21 protein-coding genes are annotated in these 21882 nt (G+C 45.5%); 11 read left to right on the forward strand and 10 right to left on the reverse strand.

Translation table 11 applies throughout. The features are described 5' to 3' along the window. Positions 1–76: 76 nt before the first annotated feature. From FTX54_RS00975 to FTX54_RS00995, 5 genes are all read right to left on the reverse strand, one after another. On the reverse strand, positions 77–793 hold the full coding sequence (locus FTX54_RS00975; RefSeq protein ID WP_147804542.1) for a MurR/RpiR family transcriptional regulator: 717 nt from the start codon (positions 791–793) through the stop codon (positions 77–79). Between the two features lie 148 nt (positions 794–941). Further along, complete coding sequence (locus tag FTX54_RS00980; protein WP_147804541.1) at positions 942–2375, reverse strand: FGGY-family carbohydrate kinase; 1434 nt, start codon at positions 2373–2375, stop codon at positions 942–944. A gap of 32 nt (positions 2376–2407) precedes the next feature. Beyond that, the gene (locus FTX54_RS00985) at positions 2408–3883 is read right to left on the reverse strand and encodes an FAD-binding oxidoreductase (RefSeq protein ID WP_147804540.1); all 1476 of its coding nucleotides are present in this window, start codon (positions 3881–3883) and stop codon (positions 2408–2410) included. Between the two features lie 38 nt (positions 3884–3921). Next, positions 3922–4716, reverse strand: a complete 795-nt coding sequence (locus FTX54_RS00990; RefSeq protein WP_147804539.1) for an SDR family NAD(P)-dependent oxidoreductase — start codon at positions 4714–4716, stop codon at positions 3922–3924. 767 nt (positions 4717–5483) lie between these two features. After that, a complete protein-coding gene (locus FTX54_RS00995) occupies positions 5484–6053 on the reverse strand; it encodes a glycerol-3-phosphate responsive antiterminator (RefSeq protein ID WP_147804538.1) in 570 nt (189 codons plus the stop codon). Between the two features lie 554 nt (positions 6054–6607). Between FTX54_RS00995 and FTX54_RS01000 the strand changes: the two genes are divergently transcribed. The 4 genes from FTX54_RS01000 to FTX54_RS01015 all read left to right on the forward strand — a co-directional run bounded on the left by FTX54_RS01000 (position 6608) and on the right by FTX54_RS01015 (position 10024). Further along, a complete protein-coding gene (locus FTX54_RS01000; protein ID WP_246125662.1) occupies positions 6608–7255 on the forward strand; it encodes an ABC transporter permease in 648 nt (215 codons plus the stop codon). A gap of 21 nt (positions 7256–7276) precedes the next feature. After that, the gene (locus FTX54_RS01005; protein ID WP_147804536.1) at positions 7277–8251 is read left to right on the forward strand and encodes an ABC transporter ATP-binding protein; all 975 of its coding nucleotides are present in this window, start codon (positions 7277–7279) and stop codon (positions 8249–8251) included. 15 nt (positions 8252–8266) lie between these two features. Then, positions 8267–9019: an ABC transporter permease gene (locus FTX54_RS01010; RefSeq protein WP_147804535.1), complete on the forward strand. Its 753-nt coding sequence runs from the start codon at positions 8267–8269 to the stop codon at positions 9017–9019. Positions 9020–9124: 105 nt separating this feature from the next. Then, positions 9125–10024: a glycine betaine ABC transporter substrate-binding protein gene (locus tag FTX54_RS01015; RefSeq protein ID WP_246125661.1), complete on the forward strand. Its 900-nt coding sequence runs from the start codon at positions 9125–9127 to the stop codon at positions 10022–10024. A 173-nt stretch (positions 10025–10197) separates the two neighbouring features. Here the strand turns inward: FTX54_RS01015 and FTX54_RS01020 are convergent, their stop codons facing one another. Both FTX54_RS01020 and FTX54_RS01025 read right to left on the reverse strand, forming a co-directional pair. Continuing rightward, positions 10198–10575: a DUF4181 domain-containing protein gene (locus tag FTX54_RS01020; protein ID WP_147804534.1), complete on the reverse strand. Its 378-nt coding sequence runs from the start codon at positions 10573–10575 to the stop codon at positions 10198–10200. Positions 10576–10643: 68 nt separating this feature from the next. Then, on the reverse strand, positions 10644–11105 hold the full coding sequence (locus tag FTX54_RS01025) for a GNAT family N-acetyltransferase (protein ID WP_147804533.1): 462 nt from the start codon (positions 11103–11105) through the stop codon (positions 10644–10646). A gap of 253 nt (positions 11106–11358) precedes the next feature. On the opposite strand from FTX54_RS01025, the gene FTX54_RS01030 reads away from it, so the two are divergent. From FTX54_RS01030 to FTX54_RS01050, 5 genes are all read left to right on the forward strand, one after another. Further along, positions 11359–13014, forward strand: coding sequence for an ATP-binding protein (locus FTX54_RS01030; protein WP_246125660.1), 1656 nt, complete (start codon positions 11359–11361; stop codon positions 13012–13014). Beyond that, positions 13011–13715, forward strand: a complete 705-nt coding sequence (locus FTX54_RS01035) for a response regulator (protein ID WP_147804532.1) — start codon at positions 13011–13013, stop codon at positions 13713–13715. Before FTX54_RS01030 ends, FTX54_RS01035 begins: the two co-directional genes overlap by 4 nt. Positions 13716–13872: 157 nt before the next feature. Beyond that, entirely contained in the window at positions 13873–15204 is a 1332-nt protein-coding gene (locus tag FTX54_RS01040; protein WP_147804531.1) for a CitMHS family transporter, read from the forward strand. 254 nt (positions 15205–15458) lie between these two features. Further along, on the forward strand, positions 15459–15665 hold the full coding sequence (locus tag FTX54_RS01045; RefSeq protein WP_147804530.1) for a hypothetical protein: 207 nt from the start codon (positions 15459–15461) through the stop codon (positions 15663–15665). Between the two features lie 252 nt (positions 15666–15917). Continuing rightward, positions 15918–16676, forward strand: a complete 759-nt coding sequence (locus FTX54_RS01050; RefSeq protein ID WP_147804529.1) for a hypothetical protein — start codon at positions 15918–15920, stop codon at positions 16674–16676. Positions 16677–16774: 98 nt separating this feature from the next. On the opposite strand, the gene FTX54_RS01055 is transcribed toward FTX54_RS01050, so the two are convergent. Next, positions 16775–17527, reverse strand: a complete 753-nt coding sequence (locus FTX54_RS01055; protein WP_147804528.1) for a hypothetical protein — start codon at positions 17525–17527, stop codon at positions 16775–16777. A gap of 790 nt (positions 17528–18317) precedes the next feature. On the opposite strand from FTX54_RS01055, the gene FTX54_RS01060 reads away from it, so the two are divergent. After that, a complete protein-coding gene (locus FTX54_RS01060; protein WP_147804527.1) occupies positions 18318–19160 on the forward strand; it encodes a metallophosphoesterase in 843 nt (280 codons plus the stop codon). Positions 19161–19273: 113 nt separating this feature from the next. On the opposite strand, the gene FTX54_RS01065 is transcribed toward FTX54_RS01060, so the two are convergent. Then, entirely contained in the window at positions 19274–19435 is a 162-nt protein-coding gene (locus FTX54_RS01065; protein ID WP_187254620.1) for a hypothetical protein, read from the reverse strand. Positions 19436–19589: 154 nt separating this feature from the next. Here FTX54_RS01065 and FTX54_RS01070 point away from each other — a divergent pair, with 154 nt between their 5' ends. After that, entirely contained in the window at positions 19590–20981 is a 1392-nt protein-coding gene (locus FTX54_RS01070) for an MDR family MFS transporter (protein ID WP_147804526.1), read from the forward strand. Positions 20982–21137: 156 nt separating this feature from the next. On the opposite strand, the gene FTX54_RS01075 is transcribed toward FTX54_RS01070, so the two are convergent. Then, complete coding sequence (locus tag FTX54_RS01075) at positions 21138–21611, reverse strand: hypothetical protein (RefSeq protein WP_147804525.1); 474 nt, start codon at positions 21609–21611, stop codon at positions 21138–21140. Between the last annotated feature and the right edge of the window lie 271 nt (positions 21612–21882).

The following is a 21882-nucleotide window of genomic DNA, read 5'->3' on the forward strand; positions in this document are numbered from 1 at the left end:
GACGCAGGTAAGAGGGGTGAGTATAATAAAAAAAAGAAGATGTCCCGGTTGAGACACCTTCTTTCTGCTGGATAGCTTAAGGATTCCGCTGCTTCCTTAATTCAGCAATAATTTCTTCAATAAAAATAAAGAACACCGTCCGCGTCTTTTCGAAAGCGAGTAATTCACTGCCCTGGTCGGGTGGAGAGAGCGTAATAATGTAATCTGCTTTTGAATCACGGGTATTAATATTTTCCTCGAGCACGAGCATGATCTGCGAATCTTTATGCTTAATGTTTTCAAAAAGCGGTTCAAAAGAAGTGAAAGTACCGGTGACCGAGAATACGACAAGGAGTGTGTTATCATCGGCCAGACGCTCCGCGTAATCTTCGTGATGAGTAACAAAAACATTTTTATCGGTGACCGTAGTAAGTTTGTAAGCAAAATATTCAGCGGTGATGTAGGAAGGGCCGAGCCCGAATAAAATCACTTTATCAAATTTAGTGAAAACAGATAGGAAATCTTTCGTAAGAGAAGGATTATAATTCTCTAAAAACTGGATTAAACGCGCTGTTTCAGTTGATTTTCCGGAAATGATTTCCGGAGTTTCCTGTCCGCTGAAATAGCGTTTGTACTGTTTAAAGTTGTCGAAGCCAAGTTTTCTGACCAGCTTAGATATTTTGGAAGGAGATACCTGACAGAGAGAAGCTGCTTCCACAATGGCGATAGTATTATTCTGAATCACATTTTTCATAAGAGTACTGTGCGTCGATTTTTCTAATTTGGTTAAATGATCTGTTCGTAGAGTTAACATATATTTATCCCTGACTTTTTATATTTATCATGAAGTTTTTCCATAGCAGCCGACACCTGCACTTTTCTTTATTGAATTTACAGCAGTTACAAAGTGATATCCACTGGCTTGCACTAGCTTTCCCATTGTTTCGAGCCAAAGAGCTTTGCTAACGAAAGAAAGCATAGGAACGTTTTAAGATCTCATCGGTATGCGTTCTTACATGCTTCACCAGGGTCTCATTGACTTCATTATAAAACGTGTGCCTGTTTGAATCAGGGTAAAAGGTCGATTCATTTTTTATCATGGCTTCAGCAGCGTGAGCAAAATCCTCATAGATATTCAAATGGGTGCATGCACTGACAGCAGCTCCTAAACAGGCACTGCTTTTTCCCTGCCTTCTATGAACCGGAAGACCGAACAGATCGGATATGATTTGAGTTAATACATCACTTTTTGCCCCGCCTCCGGTAACTACGACCTGTTCGACACTGCTGTTGATCTCATTTAGCATGTCGTCAATATTGTTTTTAATATTGAAGGAAATGGCTTCCAGGATGGAGCGGTAAATGTGAAAGGCTGTGTGCCGCTGATCAAATCCGATCATCATGCCTTTTCGGTAGGGACGGTCGGGACTGGCCAGCCAGTCCAGCATTGTTATCAGCCCGTCACTTCCTGGAGGAATCTGTGCTGCCTGCCGGTTTAAATATTCCTCTTCGGAAATCTTCTCTTTTGATGCATTTGTAACCAGTTCTTCCCCGATTAATTTTTTGAACCAGCTTACTGTCCACATTCCTCGCCGTATACCACCGGATTCGTAAACATAGCGAAAGGGTATGGCTGCAAGAGTAGGGAAGAAGTTTTCAGCCTCATCTTTATCTTCTTTCCGGTAAATCATAGCAGAAATGAAAGTACCTAATGAAATCATTACTGTTTTTTCGTCTTTAATTCCGGCTCCCAGTACTTCCACGGCTTTATCATTGGCCGTGGCGACTACTGGGATATCAGCTTTCAAACCAAAGCTCTGCGCAAGATCCGCCTGAAGGTTTCCTAATATCTCCCCGGGTTTGACGAGGTGGAACAGCATGTCGCGTGACAGGCCGTCAGCTGCCAGCACCTCCTCATCGGAAGACCAGTCCAGTGTGCTCCGGTCCAAGGGCCAGAAAACTTCGTAATTTGCTGCTGTATCATTCATCTGCCCTGTCAATTTCCATCCGAGATAGCCGGAAGTAGTCGTTACATACTTCACCGATTCGTCTTCGTGTTTGTAGGGGGCTGACAGCCTCGTGTCCATCCAGCTGATAACAGGCTGAGCCAGTGTCCCATTTTCCTTGAGAAGGACGCGGCAGCTTCTGATTGTGCATAAGCCGATTGCCGCAATGGCTTCCCTATTTCCGGAAAAGTTGTCAAGGCAGTTTTTTACCGCATGGGATAAGCTGACCCATAGATCGTCATCTGGATGAACGACTATTCCCGGCTCGGGTGTTAAGGGATCCCTTAATGGGCAGGAACCAAATGCGGCTTCATTTCCATTTGTATCAAAGATAATCACTTTTGTACTCTGGGAGCCATTATCAATGCCCATTACGTAGGTTTCTGTCATCCTCATCAACCCTTTCACCGATTAATTTACGATCAATCTCTAATATATTTTTTGATTTCCTTTTCCTGAGGGAAAATTGTACCATGATTCATGATGCCGTTTGGATCAAATGCCTGTTTTAATTTATCGAGCATATAATAGGCAGAACCGTGCTCAGCCTTCGTCCACTCGGAACGGTATTTGCCAATGCCGTGGTGGTGGCACATAGAACCACCGCACTTCAATGTTTCTTCAATAATAATTTCATGAATCGGATGATGGTACGTCAGCAGCTCGTCTTCCGGAGCACAGTTGATTGTATAATTATAAACAAAGTACATATTGGTTCCGTTCAGGTAACTGTGCGAAGAATGTCCGCCAAGCATCGTTAAATCGTCTACGCGATCAAATTCTGCTTTAATTCTCTGCATAACATTTTTATAGATGATGCTGATGTTTTCCCAGTCAGCCGAAACCTCTGTAGTAAAGCCATCGTGCGTATTGTTTTCGGCCATATCCTTTACTTCTTTATCAATTCTGCTCTGGTCCCAGTTTAAATTGTTAAACCAGTTTTCAATCAGTGAAGAATCGACTTGTTCAATGACGTGGGACTGAAATGCGTTAACGGCTTCATCAATTGCTTCATTTGTCGCTTTTACAATTCCTTCAGGTCCTTCCACCATGAAAATCAGCACACACTGCTCTTTGTAAAAATGACGGAAATGCTGTCTCGCATCTTCCGGTGAATAGAGGCGGGCGACGGACGGATGGAATCCGTTAACCATTACTTCTCTGAGCATTTTCAGACCGGAATCCATATCTTCAACCAGGTAGCCGTGAAATGAGTTGTTTTCCGGATAGAATTTAAATATTTTCACCGTGACTTCGGTAATGTAACATAGCGCCCCTTCATTTCCGATTGCAATATGACGGATATCGGGACCGCCGGATCTTCTTGGGACATTTTTAATTCTGGAAATTTCTCCATCCGGAAATACGCATTCTAATCCAACTACCATATCTTCGATAGCTCCGTACAAAGTAGAGAATTGGCCGATGCTGCGTGTGGAAACTAATCCACCCATTTGTGCAACGGGTTTTGATTGAGGAGAGTGACCGGTTGTATATCCGGATTTTCGTAACTCATCTTCCAGATCCTGCAGCTTCACTCCGGACTGGACGGTCGCCTGCATATTATAAGTATCCAATTTTATAATATCGTTCATTTTGGATCCGTCGATTACTATAGTTTTCTCTTTCCAGTTTTCCAATCCGCCTTCCGTTGCTGTTTTACCGCTCCTTGGGATAACGTTGATTTTATTATCATTGCAGTAAGCGAGAAGGGAGGAAATTTCTGAAGAAGTTTTTGGATAGACAATTGCAATAGGGGCAGGGACGTCCAGCACATTTTTCACTTTGGCAAATTTTTTGTAACGGTCGGCAGAAGCATCATATAATTTATCCGCTCCGGTTACAATTTGATCCTGTTGAATAATTGCTGAAAGGTCTTCCAGTGTTTGAGTACTCATGTATACATTCTCCTTTAACTCTTGATTTTATGTATTCGTTACCTTACAAGATAACCGCCGTCGACAGTGATCAGGGTTCCATTTACGTAATTGGAAGCATCGGAAGCCAGATAAACAACAGTGCCCATTAAATCGACAATATTACCCCATCTGTTGGCTGGAATGTGATCCAGCACCCGCTGATTCGTCTCGGATTCAGACCTTGTTGATTTTGTCACGTCTGTGGCAAAATACCCTGGAGCAATACCATTTACCTGAATATTAAACTGGGCAAGTTCATCACAGTAAGCTTTTGTAAAGCCGGCAAGACCGTGTTTCGTGGCTGCATAGGCTGGAGACCATCTGCCGCCAAGAAAAGAAAACAAAGAACAAGTATTAATGATCTTACCGCTTCGCTGGGAAATCATATGTTTTGAGGCTTCACTGGCAAGCTCAAAGGGAGCTGTCAAATTAACAGAAACCATTTTGTCCCATTGAAGACGGGTATACTTGGTTACATCTTTTTCGTTAATACTGATACCGGCGTTGTTCATAAGAATATCGACTTTGCCGTAAGCAGCAACGCATTCATCAACTACCTCTTTGCAAACTCCGTCTTCTGTTATATCTGCAATTTTTAAACGGTAGTTTACTCCTTCTGCTTCGATTAATCTCATTGTTTCTTCATAATCATCGTCCATGCTGACCACAAATATGTCGGCGCCTGCCTTAGCCAGTGCAAGGGCGAAGCCCTGACCGAGACCGGAGTTGCCACCGGTGACAATTGCAGCTTTTCCACGAAGATTAAAAAAGTCCATACGAAAACTCGTGATGTCTTCTTCCGGATAGTTCATTCCGTTTCCCTCCTCCATGTATAGTAGCTGTAATAATCGTAATACGCAGGATAAATAAAAACAAGCTCTAAACGAGAAATTTTCCTTTTTAATATTTATATTACTGTTATTAAGGAAAATTTTCCGTTTTAGTCTTATTAGAATATCCTCCATCAACTATTCAGAGAAGTGGCAAATAAAAAAAGCCCAAGCATAATTGGTCTATGTATTAAAAAACCGGTCATGACGGAAGACGTCATGACCGGTTTTAGGCTGTTTACAAAGTAATTCTTCCTGTATAAGTAGACAGTTGGCTGTTTCCACTTTCGAAGAGTCGATTTCCGGAGGGAACTCTCTCAGCTGACCTGCTTTTCATAAAACAAAGAATCATTCTTCCGAAGTCACCTTCTACAGCTCCAGCATCTGAACAAAAAGAAAGACTTTGCTGCGAAAACAAGCGTCCTTCATACAGGTTTTTCCTATAAAAAAAGTGATTTTCTGCGCAGTGTCCGGCGGGGACGCCAGTGGGATTAAAGCGCCGGCTGAAGATCCTTTCCAATGCAGCCAGGCATTGGAAATAGCTGAAGACAAGCCCCACGGCAGGCTTCCGCCGGTAAGCGCAGGAGAAAATGCAAGGAATAGAATAAATAAACTTCTTTCTTTACTTAATCAACACTCTGAAACCGGTCATGACGGAAGACGTCATGACCGGTTTAGATCGTCGGATGCTGTACTTGTTCATTGGGAGAAAACATCCTTATGTAATTATTGAATCCGAAAGCTTCTTGCTACAACTGCCAAACATCAGTATTTGTTGAAGATACACCTATTGCCCCTTTACCAAGAGCAGCAACAACATCTTCTTTATCGCAAACCAGCCCGCTTGCGATAATGGGGATATCTATTTTCTCTTTTACCCATCCGATGGTTTTTGTCATGCCTCCTGGACAAATTTCGATAAAATCAGGATTAGAGTTTAATATCTGTTTATCAATACTGTGATAGGACATGGAATCCATGAGGAAAAACCTGTGAATTGTAATAAATCCATAGTTTTTCGCCTGTTTTACCATCGGCGCTTTGGAACTGATGATCCCGTCTGCCTCCGTTGTTTCCTGCAGATAGTGCAGAATAATTTCTTTGGAGGAAACCCCTTCGAGCAGATCGACGTGTACAAAAGCCATTTTGCCTTCAGCTTTAATCTTTTTAACCAGCTCTCCGACATTCATAATAGTTGATTTCAATATAAATACAGCTTCACATTCAGAAGACAGTGCTTTTTCCAGCGCTTCTTCCCCTTTAATTCCTGCAATGACAGGGTTTGATTCAATTCGTGATGAAAAATCGGCCAGGCTCATACAGGTCAGCTCCTTTACTATTACGTACAATTGTAGACGTACTGGATAGATAACTCAAGTTATACGGATGCTGATGAACTGTAAAGAACAATTAAGAGTTTTTAATGGATCATACGCCTTTATAACGCGTTTTACTTCTAAAGTCGAATCAATTATGATGAAACATGGTTACTAGAGTATAGAGGAAAGTAACACTACTGTCGGAGTAGTGTGGCTTCCCTCTTTTTTTATGCTTAAAATCAGTTTTTGGAAGGAGGTTTCTGAGGAAAGCTCGAGGAACCGTAAGATCAAAAAATTGTTCATTGCAGATAATAGTCTGGTCTTCGCTGCATTTAAAGATGTAATGTGAAGAGGTGAACATAACAATGCATGATTGTATAACCGGGTACAGGATCTGACTCTGTGTTTACGGGGAGGGGGCATATTCACTCCAAGTATAATGCCCTGTTTTTTCTTATTTCTGCAATAAAGACAATCTAATTAGAAAAGCAATCCTAATGACAGATTTCTGCTCTCAAAAAAGCTGCAGATATTTAACGAAAGGAGTCGGTGACGTGGGGGATTTCTTTGCCTATGTACAGCGGAATTACGGCGATATTTTATCGTACACATTAGAACACATTCAACTCCTTGGAGTAAGTTTAACAATCGCAATATTAATAGGGGTTCCGGTTGGAATTTACTTAACAACGAATGAACAGCTTGCTGAAACGGTGCTTCAGGCTGCTTCAATTATACTTACAATACCGAGTATTGCTTTATTTGGTGTCATGATACCGGTACTTTCTTTAATCGGCCAGGGGATTGGATTCCTGCCGGCTGTTATAGCACTTATTTTATACTCTCAGCTGCCAATTATCCGCAATACGTATACCGGCATCAATAACGTAGATCCTAATATACGTGATGCAGCCAAAGGTTTGGGAATGACAACGATGCAGCGGCTTTTAAAGGTCGAAATCCCTAACAGCCTGCCGCTGATTATGGCAGGTGTACGCACGGCAACCGTACTGAGTATAGGTATTGGTGCGATTGCAGCATTTATAGGCTCCGGCGGATTAGGAGTGCTGATAGACATGGGTATATCACGGGGGAACAGGAACATGATTGTAGCAGGAGCGCTTTCTATATCGATTTTGGCGATAACAGCCGATTTTTTCTTAAAAACCCTGCAGAATAAATTTTCTCCTAAGGAAGTCTAATGAAAATGAAGGAGGAATCATATGATTGAATTTAAAGACGTATCAAAGATATATCCGGGAAACGTGAAAGCTATTGATAACGTTTCTTTGTCAGTGGAGCATGGAGAGTTCGTCGTGCTTCTGGGTCCATCCGGATGCGGAAAAACAACACTGCTCCGTATGGTGAATCAACTGGAAGATCTTACTGAAGGGCAGATCATCGTAAATGGTAAGAATATCAACGAACAGAATAAAATTAATATGCGGAGAAATATAGGCTACGTTATTCAGAGTAACGGCTTGTTTCCGAATATGACTATCGAGGATAACGTGATGGTTGTTCCTAACATGCTTGGGTGGTCAAACGAAGAGCAAAAAGAACGTTTCGAATACTTAATGAATTTAATCGGTATGGATCCGGAGCAGTACCGACAGAACTTCCCGCATGAACTCTCTGGGGGACAGCAGCAGCGGATCGGTGTAGCGCGGGCCCTCGCAGCGGATCCACCGGTCATGCTGATGGATGAACCTTTTGGGGCTTTAGATCCAATCATCAGGAACAGCATACAGGATGAATTTCTAAACATTCAGCGGAAATTAAAGAAAACCATTTTATTTGTCAGTCATGACATAGATGAAGCTGTAAAGCTTGCAGACAAAATCGTTCTTTTAAAAGATGGCGAAGTCATGCAGGCTGATCGGCCCTCTGAACTGCTGAATCATCCAGCCAACGATTTTGTAGCAGAGTTCGTAGGGCAGGACAGCGTATTGAAAAGTTTGAGTCTTTACAGTGTTAAGGATCTTTCACGTGTACTTACTCTTGATGAAACGACATCGCCAAAAAAGAAGAGTGCTACTGTATTTAAGCCGAATGATTCTTTGAGAAACGTTCTATCCGCTTTGTTGAATCCTTCATCAACGCAGACGTTCATAGAGGATAATCAAGGAAATACTTTCGGACCTGTCACCTTAAGTTTAGTGGAAGATTTTGTTGAAAAGAACATAAAAAAACACTAAGAAAAGGGGATCCCTTTGAATAAAAAAGCGATGATAGCGTGGATAGTCAAATTGATTTTCTGGGGTGTGATCATATCCTTTTTCTGGTGGGTATTTTCCAACAATATGTTTTCCCAGCTGACAGAAAATCCAGACCAGTTTTTGGGACTGTTGTCGAGGCACTTGCAGATCGTGTTAATTTCTTCTTCATTAGCCTTGGCCACTGCTATTCCGGCCGGAATCCTGATGACGAGAAAAAATTATCAGAAATATGAGTGGCTGTTCGTTAATACAGCAAACCTGGGCCAGACGATTCCGAGCATTGCTATTTTAGCTCTGGCCATGGGATTTTTAGGTATCGGTATTCAAGCGGCAATTCTTGCTTTATACGTGTATTCCCTGCTTCCAATTCTGCAGAATACGATTGCAGGCCTGAAATCTGTTAACCCTGCGGCAAAGGACGCTGCACTAGGGATGGGAATGACTCCGGGTCAGATCCTGTTTAAAATAGAACTTCCCATGGCAGCTAACTCAATTATTGCGGGAATTCGGACGGCAATTGTATTAAATATTGGTACTACAGCACTGGCATACTTAATCGGAGGGGGAGGACTGGGCGTCTGGATTTTTACCGGAATTCAGCTGTTTGATAATACGTATTTAATTTCCGGGGCAGTACCAGTAACTCTTCTCGCAGTAACGGTCGATCAATTATTTCGCCTGCTTCAATTTTTCATGGTGCCAAAAGGAATCCGTCTGGCACAAAAAGCGGCTGTTAATGCCGTATAAAGACCAGCTTTAAATAAAAGCTCTGTTAATGGAAACGAAAGCGACCCTTTATCACTTATCAACTTTATTTTCAAGGTAGCCTGAATAAAAGAGAGGATGTTTGAGATGAAAAAATTAATTATGGGTATTTCTACACTGACAGCAAGCGCTGCAATGCTTACAGCGTGCGGGGGAGGCAACGATAAAGAAGTAACAGTAGGAGCAAAAAACTTCACTGAACAATTTATACTGGCAAAAATGACAGAGATTATGCTTGAAGAAAATGATTTCAGTGTGGATATGGCCGACAATATGGGGTCTACAGCACTCCGCCAGGCCCTGGAATCAGGAGAGGTAGGGGTGACATGGGAGTATACAGGCACCGGACTGATTACTTATAATGACGAAGAACCAATTTCCGAAAAAGACGAAGCCTTTGAAGCGATTCAGAGCATCGATGCTGAACAGGATATTACTTGGACCAACCCTTCCAATATAGATAACACTTATACACTTGTCATGAGAGAAGCAGATGGAGAAGAAAAAGGAATAGAAACAATTTCGGATTTAGCGGATTATATTAATGAAAATCCGGAAGAAATGGAATTTGCTACTGACGCAGAATTTGGAAATCGAGAAGATGGTCTTCCAGGTGTTGAAGAAACATATGGTTTTGAATTTGGAAACAGTCAAGTAAATGAAATGAGCTATGGATTGAACTACGAAGCGTTGAATAATGAAGAGGTCGACGTTGCCATGGGTCATGCTACAGACAGTCGTATTGAGGAATATAATTTATATAACCTGGAAGATGATGAGCAGTTTTTCCCCTCTTATCACGCTTCTGTTTCTATGAGAACGGAAGTGTATGAGGAATACCCGGAAATCGAAGAAATTCTGGAGCCGCTAAGTCAGGAACTTGACGGCGAAACAATGACAGGATTAAATTATCAAGTTGATATTGAGGATGAAAATGTAGATGACGTAGCTCGAAATTATCTTCAGGAAAATGGTTTTATTGAATAAAACTCAACAAAAAACAGCTCCTCCGGATCATCATGACTTTCTGGAGGAGCTGTTTTTTACATTCTGCAAAGGATAAGTCTATTGCCGTGTGCAGAAGTCTGAATACCGGGTAAAAAATTTTCTGATTAGAACAAGGCAGTGATGAAAGCTTAATAAATACAGATCAAAAGAAATCAGGACATCCGGGTGAGTCCGAAAATCAGTGCTCCTACGATCACTGCAGTATCAATCGCAGTAAGTGCTGCCTGCTTCGGCTCTGTTCCGTGATTCAATTCAAAATAGATCCGCAATACTCCGTCGATGAAAATCAGTACAGCGAGAATGGTAAGCACAACGGGAAAGAGGGCCATATTGACGAGCGTATATAGAAAAAAAGCTGTCAGAAGCAGATAGCAGACACTGAGAACAATGCGTATTTTCTGGTGAGCCGGGGTAACGGCCTCTTCGAAAAAACCACCCTCTTCGCCCTGAATGCCGGCAATCTGCTTCACAAAAGAGCGGAGCAGAAGCCAGGCGGCGACTATGAGTGCGATCATAAAAATAATAAACATCGTATTCCGACCTCCTCTTTATTTCCTTTCCCTGTAGAAAAGAAAAAGTAACGGTCTCCCATAAGAGGTTATTCCTCCAGAGACAAAGTAAAAATTTCTTCCCCGTTTTCGGGATCAATAAGTCCGGCGGGCGAAAACCCGCACCTTTCATAAAAAGATTTGGCAGCTTTGTTCTCTTTCATTACACTTAAAACGATCTCCCCGACATTAAAATGTTCATCAATATATGCTGTAATAAGAGAGAGGAACCTTCCTCCAAGCCCCTTCCCCTGGTAATGGGAGTCGATCATAAACCGGTCCAGCCAGATATACTTTTCTGCTTTATTTTCTGCGCCGATCATTATAAATCCTACTGCGTGATCTCTTTGGTAAAGTCCGAAGCACCGCCAGCAGTTGCCGGTATCATAAAACGATTCCAGAATCGACACAGCATTGCTTTCAATAAATTCCTGTTGATTCCTCTTAAGAGTAAGCGCTGTGATGGGACGCCAGTTGACGGCATTGACCGGCCGGATGCTTAAATCTGTCATAGTGTCTCTCCGTTCTATTGGATGTTCTCTGTTAAAGATTAGTATACCTGTTCTTTCGTTTAAGAGAAATGAAAAACACCGGGAACGTCTTTTCAAAGATAGCTCTGGTAAAGGAAGTTTGATTTTGATAAATGTAGAAAGCTCCGCTATTAACAGGCATCCTTGTCGTGGAAGATATCCGGCTTCCCCTTCAGCACCCCTTTCCTCTTCATGTATAATAAGCTATAAATGAAATAGGAAGGCGGTGCGGCGGATGGCTGAATGGAGCGGGTATGATATGAAGAATTACATAAGCAGCAGGCAGGCGAAGTGGACGCTTTCGTTTAAAATGATGATCCTTACCGCAGTGCTTCTGACAGCTGTCCTCGGCATCGTCGGCGTATTCTTTTACCAGCTGCTCGGTGATTCGCTGGAGCAGCAGATGGGGGAGCGGGCGCTCAGCGTGTCAAAAAGCACCGCAGAAATCCCTGAACTGAGAGAACGGATGGCCGGTGCGGAGCCGGGAATGGACGTCCAGGACCTGATTGAACCGATCCGGCTCGCTTCTGAGGCGGAGTTTATCGTCGTCGGTGATCTGCAGGAACGGCGCTATTCCCATCCGGATCCCGACCTTCTCGGTCAGCGGATGGTCGGTGAGGATAATGACCGTGCTCTGGAGGAAGGCCTCGCCTACGTCTCCCGTGCAGAAGGTTCGCTCGGCCCGTCCATCCGCGGTAAAACACCGCTCCGCGATCCGGACGGAGAAATTATCGGCGTCGTTTCCGTCGGCTTTTTAGTCGAAGACGTGCAGAGCGTCGTGCAGGCTTACCGCAGCGAGCTGTTTTCGGCGATCGCCATCGTGTTTGCGATCGGGCTTGCCGGAGCGCTGGTCATTGCCCGTTACATAAAAAGAGCGCTTTTCGGAATGGAGCCCGAAGAAATCTCTTACCTGCTTCTCCAGAAAGAAACGATTCTCCAGTCTGCGCATGAAGGAATTATCGCTGTCAATAAAACAGGCGGTCTCACATTGATCAACAAAGCCGCCCAGCGCATGCTTCATATTGAGGGAGAAGATCTTTCCGGATACATCGGCAGACCCGTGCAGGACGTACTGGCAAATTCAAGGCTTCCGGAAGTGCTCGAGAGCGGAGAGAGCCAGTACGATGAAGAAATGACGTTTGGAGAATATATTGTCGTAGCGAACCGCGTACCGCTGTATGAAAACAAGCAGCTCGTCGGGGCGGTCTCCACATTCCGCAATAAAACTGAAATCGAGCGGCTGACGAAAGAGCTTTCCCGGGTGAAGGAATACGCAGAAGGGCTGCGGGCCCAGACGCACGAATTTTCCAACAAGCTGTATACGATTTCCGGACTGCTTCAGCTGAATGAAACCGAAGAAGCGGTGCAGTACATCCGGCAGGAAACGAAAACTCAGAAGTCCTGGATCAGACAGCTTATCGAAAAAATTTCCGACCCGATGCTCAGTGCCCTTCTGCTCGGAAAGATGAATCAGGCACTTGAGCTCGGCATTCATATCGATATTGATGAAACGAGCAGTATCCGCAGATCCCTTTCCTCCAGGCAGCGGCAGGCGCTGATTACCGCCCTCGGGAATACGATCGATAACGCTATTGATGCCGTCCGTACACTTTCGGAGGAGGAGCGGACGATTCAGCTGTTTTTCACCGATATGGGCGGGGACATTTTATTTGAAGTGGAGAACGGCGGCCCGGGGATTCCAGAAGCGCTGCAGCATAAAATATTTGAGCAGGGATTTTCAACGAAACAAGGCGGGCACCGCGGCTTCGGACTTGCCCTCTGCAAACGGGCCCTGGAAGACATCGGCGGCACGCTTTCGCTCGAAAGTGATGAAGAGAGCGGTACCTGCTTTATTTTGACGATTCCATCGGAAAAGGAGGAAACACGATGAGCCGATCCTATACCGTCTTTATCGTAGAAGATGATTTCCGGGTGGCGCAGATCAGCCGGAAATTTGTGGAGAGTGTACCTGGTTTCGAAGTTGCCGGGGAAGCGAGGTCGGCAGCGGAAACAAAAGCTGCACTCGGCGAAGAACCGGTTCCGGATATTATCATTCTCGATGTCTTTATTCCGGATACAGAGGGGATGGATCTGTTTAACTGGATCCGTCGTTATTATCCTTCGGCCGCCGTCATTATGCTCACAGCGGCCGGGGAAGCGGCAGTCGTGGAGGAAGCTTTCCGCGGAGGCGCCTTTGATTATATGGTGAAACCGGTCGATAAGGAGCGTTTAAGTGAATCACTGCTGCGCTACGCAGAGCAGGCACAGACATTTCGGGAAAAAGAAGAATTTACGCAGGACGAAATCGACAGGCTTTTCCATATCCAGGTCCAGAAAAAGGGCGGACGCCAGGAGAGCGCCGGGGACCTGCCGAAAGGAATTGATCCGATTACGCTCCGGCACATTGAGGAAATGATCGGATCCGAAGCAGGCGGAATTACGGCCGTGGAAGCGGGGAAAGTGATCGGGGCAAGCCGATCCACGGCGAGAAGATATCTGGAATACCTCGTTAAGACAGGCAAAGTGGAAGCACTTCTGAATTATGGGGACGTCGGCCGTCCGGAACGCAAATACGTCCGGAAAAATCCGTGAACAAAATGAACAAAATAGAACGAATAGGCATTATTTAACTTATGCGTGGAAGCTTTTTTCTTCTTTCCTCCAGTAGTACTCTTAGAGAAATCAGAAAATTGTAAGCGTTTACTGTTTTCTAGTATTTACTTTAAAAAGAGGAATGGAGGAAAAAAGAATGCTGAGTATTATTGCGTTTCTTACGGTTATTACGATCGTGGCTCTCCTGATCAGTGGGAAAATCAGCCCTATCGTCGGACTTGTTCTTGTGCCGGTCGTGGCAGCGCTTGTCGCAGGTTTCCCGGTGGCTGAGATCGGGGAGTTTTTTAACGAAGGAATTGACTCGGTTATCAGTGTTGTTATCATGTTTATTTTCGCCATTTTGTTCTTTGGCATCATGCAGGATACCGGGCTGTTCGATCCGTTTATAAATAAGGTGATTTCATTAACGAGAGGAAGCGTCATTGCAGTGGCAGTCGGTACGGTCATTATCGGTGCCGTAACGCACCTGGACGGCTCTGGTGCTTCGACGTTTCTGATTACAATACCGGCCCTGCTTCCGATTTATTTGAAGCTGCGCATGAGTCCCTACTTATTGCTGCTTTTAGTCGGACTGAGTGCAAGTATCATGAACCTCGTGCCGTGGGCCGGTCCGATCGGCCGTGCCGGAGCGGTTCTCGGTGTCGATCCGACCGAGCTTTGGCGCCCGCTGATTCCTGTCCAGCTTTCAGCGATGGTAATGCTCCTTCTCCTCGCTGTTTTCCTGGGGTTAAGAGAAAAGAAGCGGATTGCCAAACTCGATGAGCATCCGGAAATGTCCGGGGCGGACGAAGAAGTGGCTGCGACGCTCGATGAACCGATGGAGCAGCCGGCCGGTCTGAAAACCGACTCGCTCAAGCGCCCGAAACTGATCTGGCTTAATGCGCTCATCGCTGTTTCCGTTATCGGTCTGCTCGTATGGGGCATCATTCCTTCCGGCTTTGTGTTCATGATCGCATTAAGTCTGGCACTGCCGATTAACTACCCTAACGTGCAGGATCAGATGAGCCGTATTAAAGAGCATGCGCCGAACGCCTTGATGATGGCGGCCATTATTCTTGGAGCCGGGTCGTTTCTTGGAATTATGGAAGGAACCGGAATGCTCGATTCGCTGGCCGTTGATCTCGTTGCAATTCTGCCGGCTTTTATTGTTCCTTACCTGCACGTGATTATGGGCGTATTCGGGGTTCCGTTTGACCTTGTACTCAGTACGGACGCCTATTACTTCGCGCTGCTGCCGATCGTTGAACAGATCGTCACGGCACAAGGGATTGATTCGATTACCGCTGCCTATACGATGATTATCGGCAACATTATCGGCACGTTCGTCAGTCCGTTCTCCCCTGCACTGTGGCTTGCTCTCGGTCTTGCCGGTCTTGAAATGGGACGCCATATCCGCTACTCGTTCTTCTGGGTGTGGGGCTTCAGCGTCGCGCTGCTTATCGTAGCTTTCCTGATTGGCGTCATTTAAACAACAGAGGCTGTCTCAAAAGGTATATTAATACAGACTGGAAAGCATGCGAGGAAGCGGACGAAGTGTTAAAAGCCTGTTAGACGGGGATTTGTCTAACAGGCTTTTGTTCGTTTCTTGTCCGGTTTTACAGTATTGATTTCTATTATGAAATGGATTCATATAAAAAGAAAATTCATACAATTGTAAAGCGGAATCCATCAGGTCTGTTATAATTGTAAACGAGAGGGAATTTATAAAGGAGCGTGACAGATATGGAATATTTTGATGAGAACGCAAGGCAGGCAGCCAAACTGACCCCGGATGACAGGGAAAAGTACGAAAGCATTTCCAGCCAGATTGCCGAGGAGAAGAAAAAGCTCGAGGTCATGGACCAGGTCGATAATGAACCCGAGGACCGCGTTGCCGTCGAACGGAAAATTGAGCAGCTGGAGGAAGAACGATCCAGGCTTCTTCTATGAAAAAAGTTTGATGATAAAATCTTTCTCTGTTCAGACGGAGAAAGATTTTTTGAACTATACATTGAACTTAATAATTCGTTTCCGCTTCTTTAAACAAATGCTTTCGTTCCCATGGGGATGCTTTCCGGGCGGGCCTCAGCTAATCCCTTCCTTCAACAACCAACAGCGCTTTAAGAATAAGCCGCTCTTTTTTCTGGAACTATTTTTTCCGCAGGGCGTAAAAACAAACAGAATGAGAAAAGAGGTGCGGACATGAGGGTATGTGTAATCCTGCTGTTCTTTCTTCTGGCGGGCTGCGGAGGCGGAAATGAAGAATACAAAATAAGCGGAAAGAGTATCGGAGCTGAGGAAACAGAAAACCTGTTTACTGTTTTTATAGAAGATAATCTGGGAGGGAACGAGCTGACTTCTGTGCGGAACAGTACATTCGATGCCGAGGCTTATGAAGTGGAAGCTTACAATGTCCTCGTTTCTGAAGACACCGTGATTAAGGTTAAAGAAACGGGGGAAGAAACAGCTTTCAGAGAGAGCGGGCTCGGTATTAACGTGGGCCAGTCGGTTGAGGTGCAGGTGGAAGGAGACTTCACACCGGAAAAGCAGGGCGACCGCGACGGCTATATTATGCGTGACCGCAGTTTTCTGCCGGTTTACGAAGCGGAAGAGGTTCTCGTTGCGGAGCTGGAATTTGAAAATCTTCATCACTATGTGGTGAATAATCTGCTTTCTTCTTTTGGAGAAGGAAATCTGGTTTTGATCGTTTCAGAGGAAGGGAGTGAAGCCTGGAACGATTTTCGTGCGCAGAGGGAGCACTATCATCAGGAGCTTTCTGCCTATGGGAGCGGCCGGAAATGGATCGGGGTCCAGGAGTTTCCGGCTTCCAGTTATGAGAGCTTTAATCCGCCGCAGGAGTACGATACTTATCCTGTTTATTTAATATACAGCGGGCTTGGCCTCGTTGAAATGGAAACCGAATGGGATGGGGTAGTGGAGTATTTTCGGGAAAACAGCTGAACGCAGTCTCTGAAGACGCAGCCAGCACAAAGAGGCCGGCATGGGAGCCGGCCTCCTGTCCGTTATCGCATGGATAATGAAAAGCTTTCTTCTTAACGCTAGTCCTGCTTGCCATAAGCAGCCATTTGTTCATGGTAGGCGAATTCGACCATCGTAAAATCATGGCCCCAGTCGGCATAGGCTCTTTCCATCTGGGTCTGCTCCACTTCCGACGTTAAATTCATGCTTCTTAATTTATTGTAGGAATCTTTCTGTTCTTCGATCACGAATTCCTGCATAACATAGTCATCCGGCCAGTCGGCTTCTGCGTTGGTACGGATTTTAGAGACGGCTTCATCTTTGGAAAGGCCGGTAATGACGTTCGAGAAGCTGCCGGACGTTTTCTCTGCTTCTTCGTCATCTTCGTATTTTGTTATTTCAGCCGGCTGTTTTTCGTTGGCCTCAGCGGTTTCACTCGTCAGCGAAACGAGTTCTGCCGTCGCTTCTTCGAGTTCTGCGTGCAGGTCTTTATTCTCAGCTTCAAGAGAATCCTTGTCTGCCCGCAGTGTGTCACGTTCCTCCTGGAGAGAGTCCGCCTTTTCTTCAAGGAGATTGTGGTTCTCTTCCAGAAGCGTATATGCTTCATCAAGCTCTGCAAGGGAGGAATCCGCTTCGAATATTTCTATTTCCTCTGTCAGCTGTTTATTTTCAGCTTCCAGTTCATTCAGCTCTGTTTCCAGCTGCTTATTTTTCTCTTCGAGACCGGAAGCTGTTTCCTGGGCGCTCTCCAGCTCTCCCTGCAGGTTGTTACCGCAGGCAGTCAAAGAAAGTGCCGCAGCCAGGGTAAGGGGGATAAATAAATAATTTTTCATACTTTCTCCTTAATGATCAATATGGCATATAATTATAGTAATCATATCATAGGGAATAAGCAATAAGTAAATGGAATGTTTAATACATAAGCTCTGATAAAGCATTCTGTTGTTGATATATATAAGAAAACTTCGCTTCGGCCTGCCGTGGAGGAGCTTTCCGGGTGGGCTTACGCCCTGCGGGATCTTCCAATCTCCTTCTTCCACGGGCATGTTTCCGCTTCGTTTTTTATTCTCCCATACAGAAAGTCTGCTGGTTGAATCAAGAAGTGATCAAGGTAAAAACCAATGCCAGGGCAGAGACTCCTGCGGAAAAAGAAAGCGGGAAGATCCTCCCGGACGCAAGGGAAGCCGCATGCTTTCTCCGCGGCAGGCGGAGGAGCCGCAGGCAATCCAATAACAACACGGAGCTTTAACAGAGACACTCATCCAAATATTTTTGCACCATGAAGCATGAAAATGCCCTTTTGCAAGAATAGAATTTCCCATCTATAAAGGTGGTATGAAGGATTTTCAAGAAAGGATCTTCTTTAGTAGGCGGCAGATACTTCTCTATCTTTTTACCGTAAGCTGGAGTGGACATGGGGCGACTCCGAGGCGAATAAGGAGGAGCCGAAGATCCATTCAGCCCGACGGAAGGGAGGACGGAATTAGCTGAGGCCGGCCCGCCCGGAAAGCGTCCCCATGGAAACGAAAGCGTACGTGCGTTTCGTATATACTCTATTTTCAAGGTAGCCAATACATAAGGTAGTTCCCTGCATGAACATAAAATGAATTCCAGGAGGAGCATATGAAGAAAAAAGCGGTAATAACAGCCTGCAGCCTGCTGCTTTTGACAGGAGTGGGAGCGTTCTTCGTTTACGTTCAAAACAATGCACTGACAACGAGTGAGCACACGCTGCAGCTGAACGGTGCGGCTGGAGATTTCGGAGGATTCACTATCATCCATTTATCTGATTTACACGGAAAATCGTTTGGAAAAGAACAGCGGACCCTGGTGAAAAGAGTAGAAGCGGAAAAGCCGGATATGATTCTGTTTACTGGAGACTTAATAGATTCAAACAGAGGCGGGGCAGATGCTGCTCTGACTTTAATGGACAAAATGACGGACCTTGCACCGGTCTATTTTGTGAACGGAAATCATGAATGGCAGGCCGGAAACTGGGATATGTTAAAACAGCGCCTGCAGGAAACAGGGGTTCGCGTACTTTCCAATCAATCCGAAACGATTAAGGCGGGAGAAGAGACGATACGGGTGGCAGGAATTGAAGATCCTGCGAGCGGAAGCGAATCCTATCCGCAAAGAGCGGTAACGGAAGAAAATATTAAGGAAGTTATGAATGAGGAGGAGAAGGAGCCTGTTATTCTTTTGGCCCACAGACCTGAAAATTTTTCTCTTTATACTGCGAAGGAATTTGACCTCGTATTGTCGGGGCACGCTCATGGAGGGCAGTTCAGGCTTCCAATTGCAGGCGGGCTGATTGCTCCGGATCAGGGATTTCTGCCTTCATATACATCGGGAGCTTACGAAGAGAGCGGGACTACGATGATCGTCAGCCGCGGCCTTGGAAACAGTGTGATTCCTATTCGGGTGTTTAACCGGCCGGAGGTTGTTAAAATCACCCTCGAATGAGGCGGCAGGAGAAGCGCTGCATTTCCGCGGGAAAGGGAAGCGCCGGATCTTCATTCGGGACAGGCGGGAGAGGTGCTTATTTATGTAGAGTGCATACACATCGGCACGAAGGTTTAAAACAGGAACAGAAACGGGAAAATCACTGCCTGAACTATCGAAAGTTTCAGCCAGAGAGTTTTGCTCGTTCCCTTCATTCCGCGCAGAAAGCCGAAATAACCGAACGCGTTGACAGCTGCCATGATAAAAAATATAGTCAAAAAACCGATGAAATCCATTATGTCCTCCTTATGGAACAATTTAGGTTATTATAACAGGCAGCCTGTGCAGATACAATCAATCCGGACAAAATCCTTTCTTCCTCTGCAGCAAGTAGGCTAAGATAGAGCAAGATAACAGTTCTAATTGGAACGGGAACAGGAGAGGGACAATGTGCCGGATGATATAAAGAAATTTCCGCTGGTTGCGGTCCTGCTTACCGGAACGTTCGTAGCGATTCTCAACCAGACGCTGCTCGTGACCGCGATTCCTCCGATTATGCGGGATTTAGGAATTAATGCTAACAGCGCCCAGTGGCTGAATACGATTTTCATGCTTGTAAACGGGATTATGATTCCGATTACGGCTTTTTTAATTGGCAAATTTACGACGAGAAAACTGTTTATGACGGCGATGAGTCTTTTCGCAGCTGGAACGCTCATCGCAGCGCTTTCACCGAATTTTGAAGTGCTGATCGCTGGACGCATTGTCCAGGCGAGCGGAGCCGGTATCATGATACCGCTTATGCAGACGGTGCTGTTTATGATCTTCCCTGTGGAAAAGCGCGGCCAGGCAATGGGACTTGTCGGGATGGTGATCGCTTTCGCCCCGGCGATCGGTCCAACTCTTTCCGGCTGGGTCGTCGATCAGTATCCGTGGCGGACGCTGTTCTATATCGTTCTCCCGATCGCCCTGATCGATTTGATTGCCGCCTATTTTCTGCTGAAAAATGTGACGAAACAGACGTTTCCGAAAATTGACGTCCTTTCCATCGTGCTTTCTACGTTTGGGTTTGGGGGGCTGCTCTATGCTTTCAGTATGGCCGGGGCCTCGGGGTGGCTGAGTGCGGAAGTCATTATAGTGATGAGCATTGGAGCGGTTTCGCTTACGTGGTTCATTACGAGACAGATGCGGCTGAAAGAGCCGATACTCGAGTTCCGTGTTTTCCGCTACAGCATTTTTACGCTCACCAACGTCATAGGTATTGTCGTATTTATGTCGATGATCGGAGCCGCTACGATTCTGCCGATTTATATGCAGAATATGCTCGGTTTCAGCGCGTTTGAATCCGGATTGATGCTCCTGCCGGGGGCGCTTTTGATGGGCTTTATGAACCCGATTACGGGACGAATTTTTGATAAAGTAGGCGCAAGATGGCTTGCCATCTCCGGGATGGCGCTGCTGACGGTCATGACGTTTTTGTTTACACGCCTCACCGAGGATACGCCGTTCGTCTATATGGCGACTGTTCATGCTTTTCGGATGCTGAGTCTGGCGATGGTGATGATGCCTGTAACGACGGCCGGATTGAACCAGCTACCGGAAAGACTGATTCCTCACGGGACGGCGATGAACAACACGCTCCGCCAGGTCGGAGGCTCGCTCGGGACTGCCTTTCTCGTTACGATGATGACTGTCGGAGCGGCGGCTTCTTCAAACGGGTTAACCGACAATCAGGCAATGGTTCAGGGCGTGAACATTTCTTTCTGGGTCGCTACTGCGCTCGCGTTCGTCGGTTTTATCATTGCTCTGTTTATTAAAAGTCCACCGAAAAAAGCAGCTTAACTGCCGCTGCTTTGAGGCTGGAGACAAGGGAGACTTCCTTTTACAGAAACAGACCAGCTCTCTCCTGAGAGCCTGGGACCACTAACATGGTTTTTCAAGCCTTTCCAGACATAAGCTGAAAAGCCCGCTGCCATTTTAACGCAGAACGGGCTTTTTTTACGTGCGTTTGATTTCTTCCGCCCAGGCCTGCACCTTTGGAAGCAGAGTAACAGCCTGAATGAGCAGGCCAAGACCCGCAGAGATGAGATGAATAAGAAGAACTTCCTGGAAAAGATACGTCTGCACGATAATCCAGATGACAAGCGCATAGCCGGTATATAAAGAAAAGCTCCACGACCAGTGGTGACGTTTAAAAAGGTTGACAGCTTCCGCTGCTTTCCATGAAGGATGGCGAAGGAAGCCCCACATAATAACGAGAGGCACAAGACCGAATAACAGCAGTAAAATCACGCCCGGCACTAGATAGGAGGCAAACGGTGTCTGATCGAGAAGGGAAAGAGGAAGCATTAATAAGTCACCGCTTGGATCGATCACGAGACCCCCTCCGCCGAAAAGAGCGCCGAGAGCCAGTAAAAGATGAAGGACAAAAAGCAGTTTTCCTGCCGGTGGAAACCGTTTTGCTGAATGCATCACTTTTGACTCCTTTCCTGGAAAGTGAAAGAGCAGTGAAAAAATGTCTTCCAGAAAGCCTCGTGTGAAAGTAAATATCTACCTTCTATTATACAGAAGAGGCCTGCCTATTTGTGGCAGATTCGTCTTTTTCGAAATCAAAAAGACTGCCAGCTTCTTTACTCTTAATAGCGGGATTTTACTCTGCACAAACAGCGATTAACTGATTTTTCAAAGGGATTTACTCTCAATAAGGACCTTTACTCTCAAATGGGGGGGGGTAACTGATTTT

Source organism: Alkalicoccus halolimnae (assembly GCF_008014775.2).
In the GTDB taxonomy this organism is placed as follows: Bacteria; Bacillota; Bacilli; order Bacillales; family Salisediminibacteriaceae; genus Alkalicoccus; species Alkalicoccus halolimnae.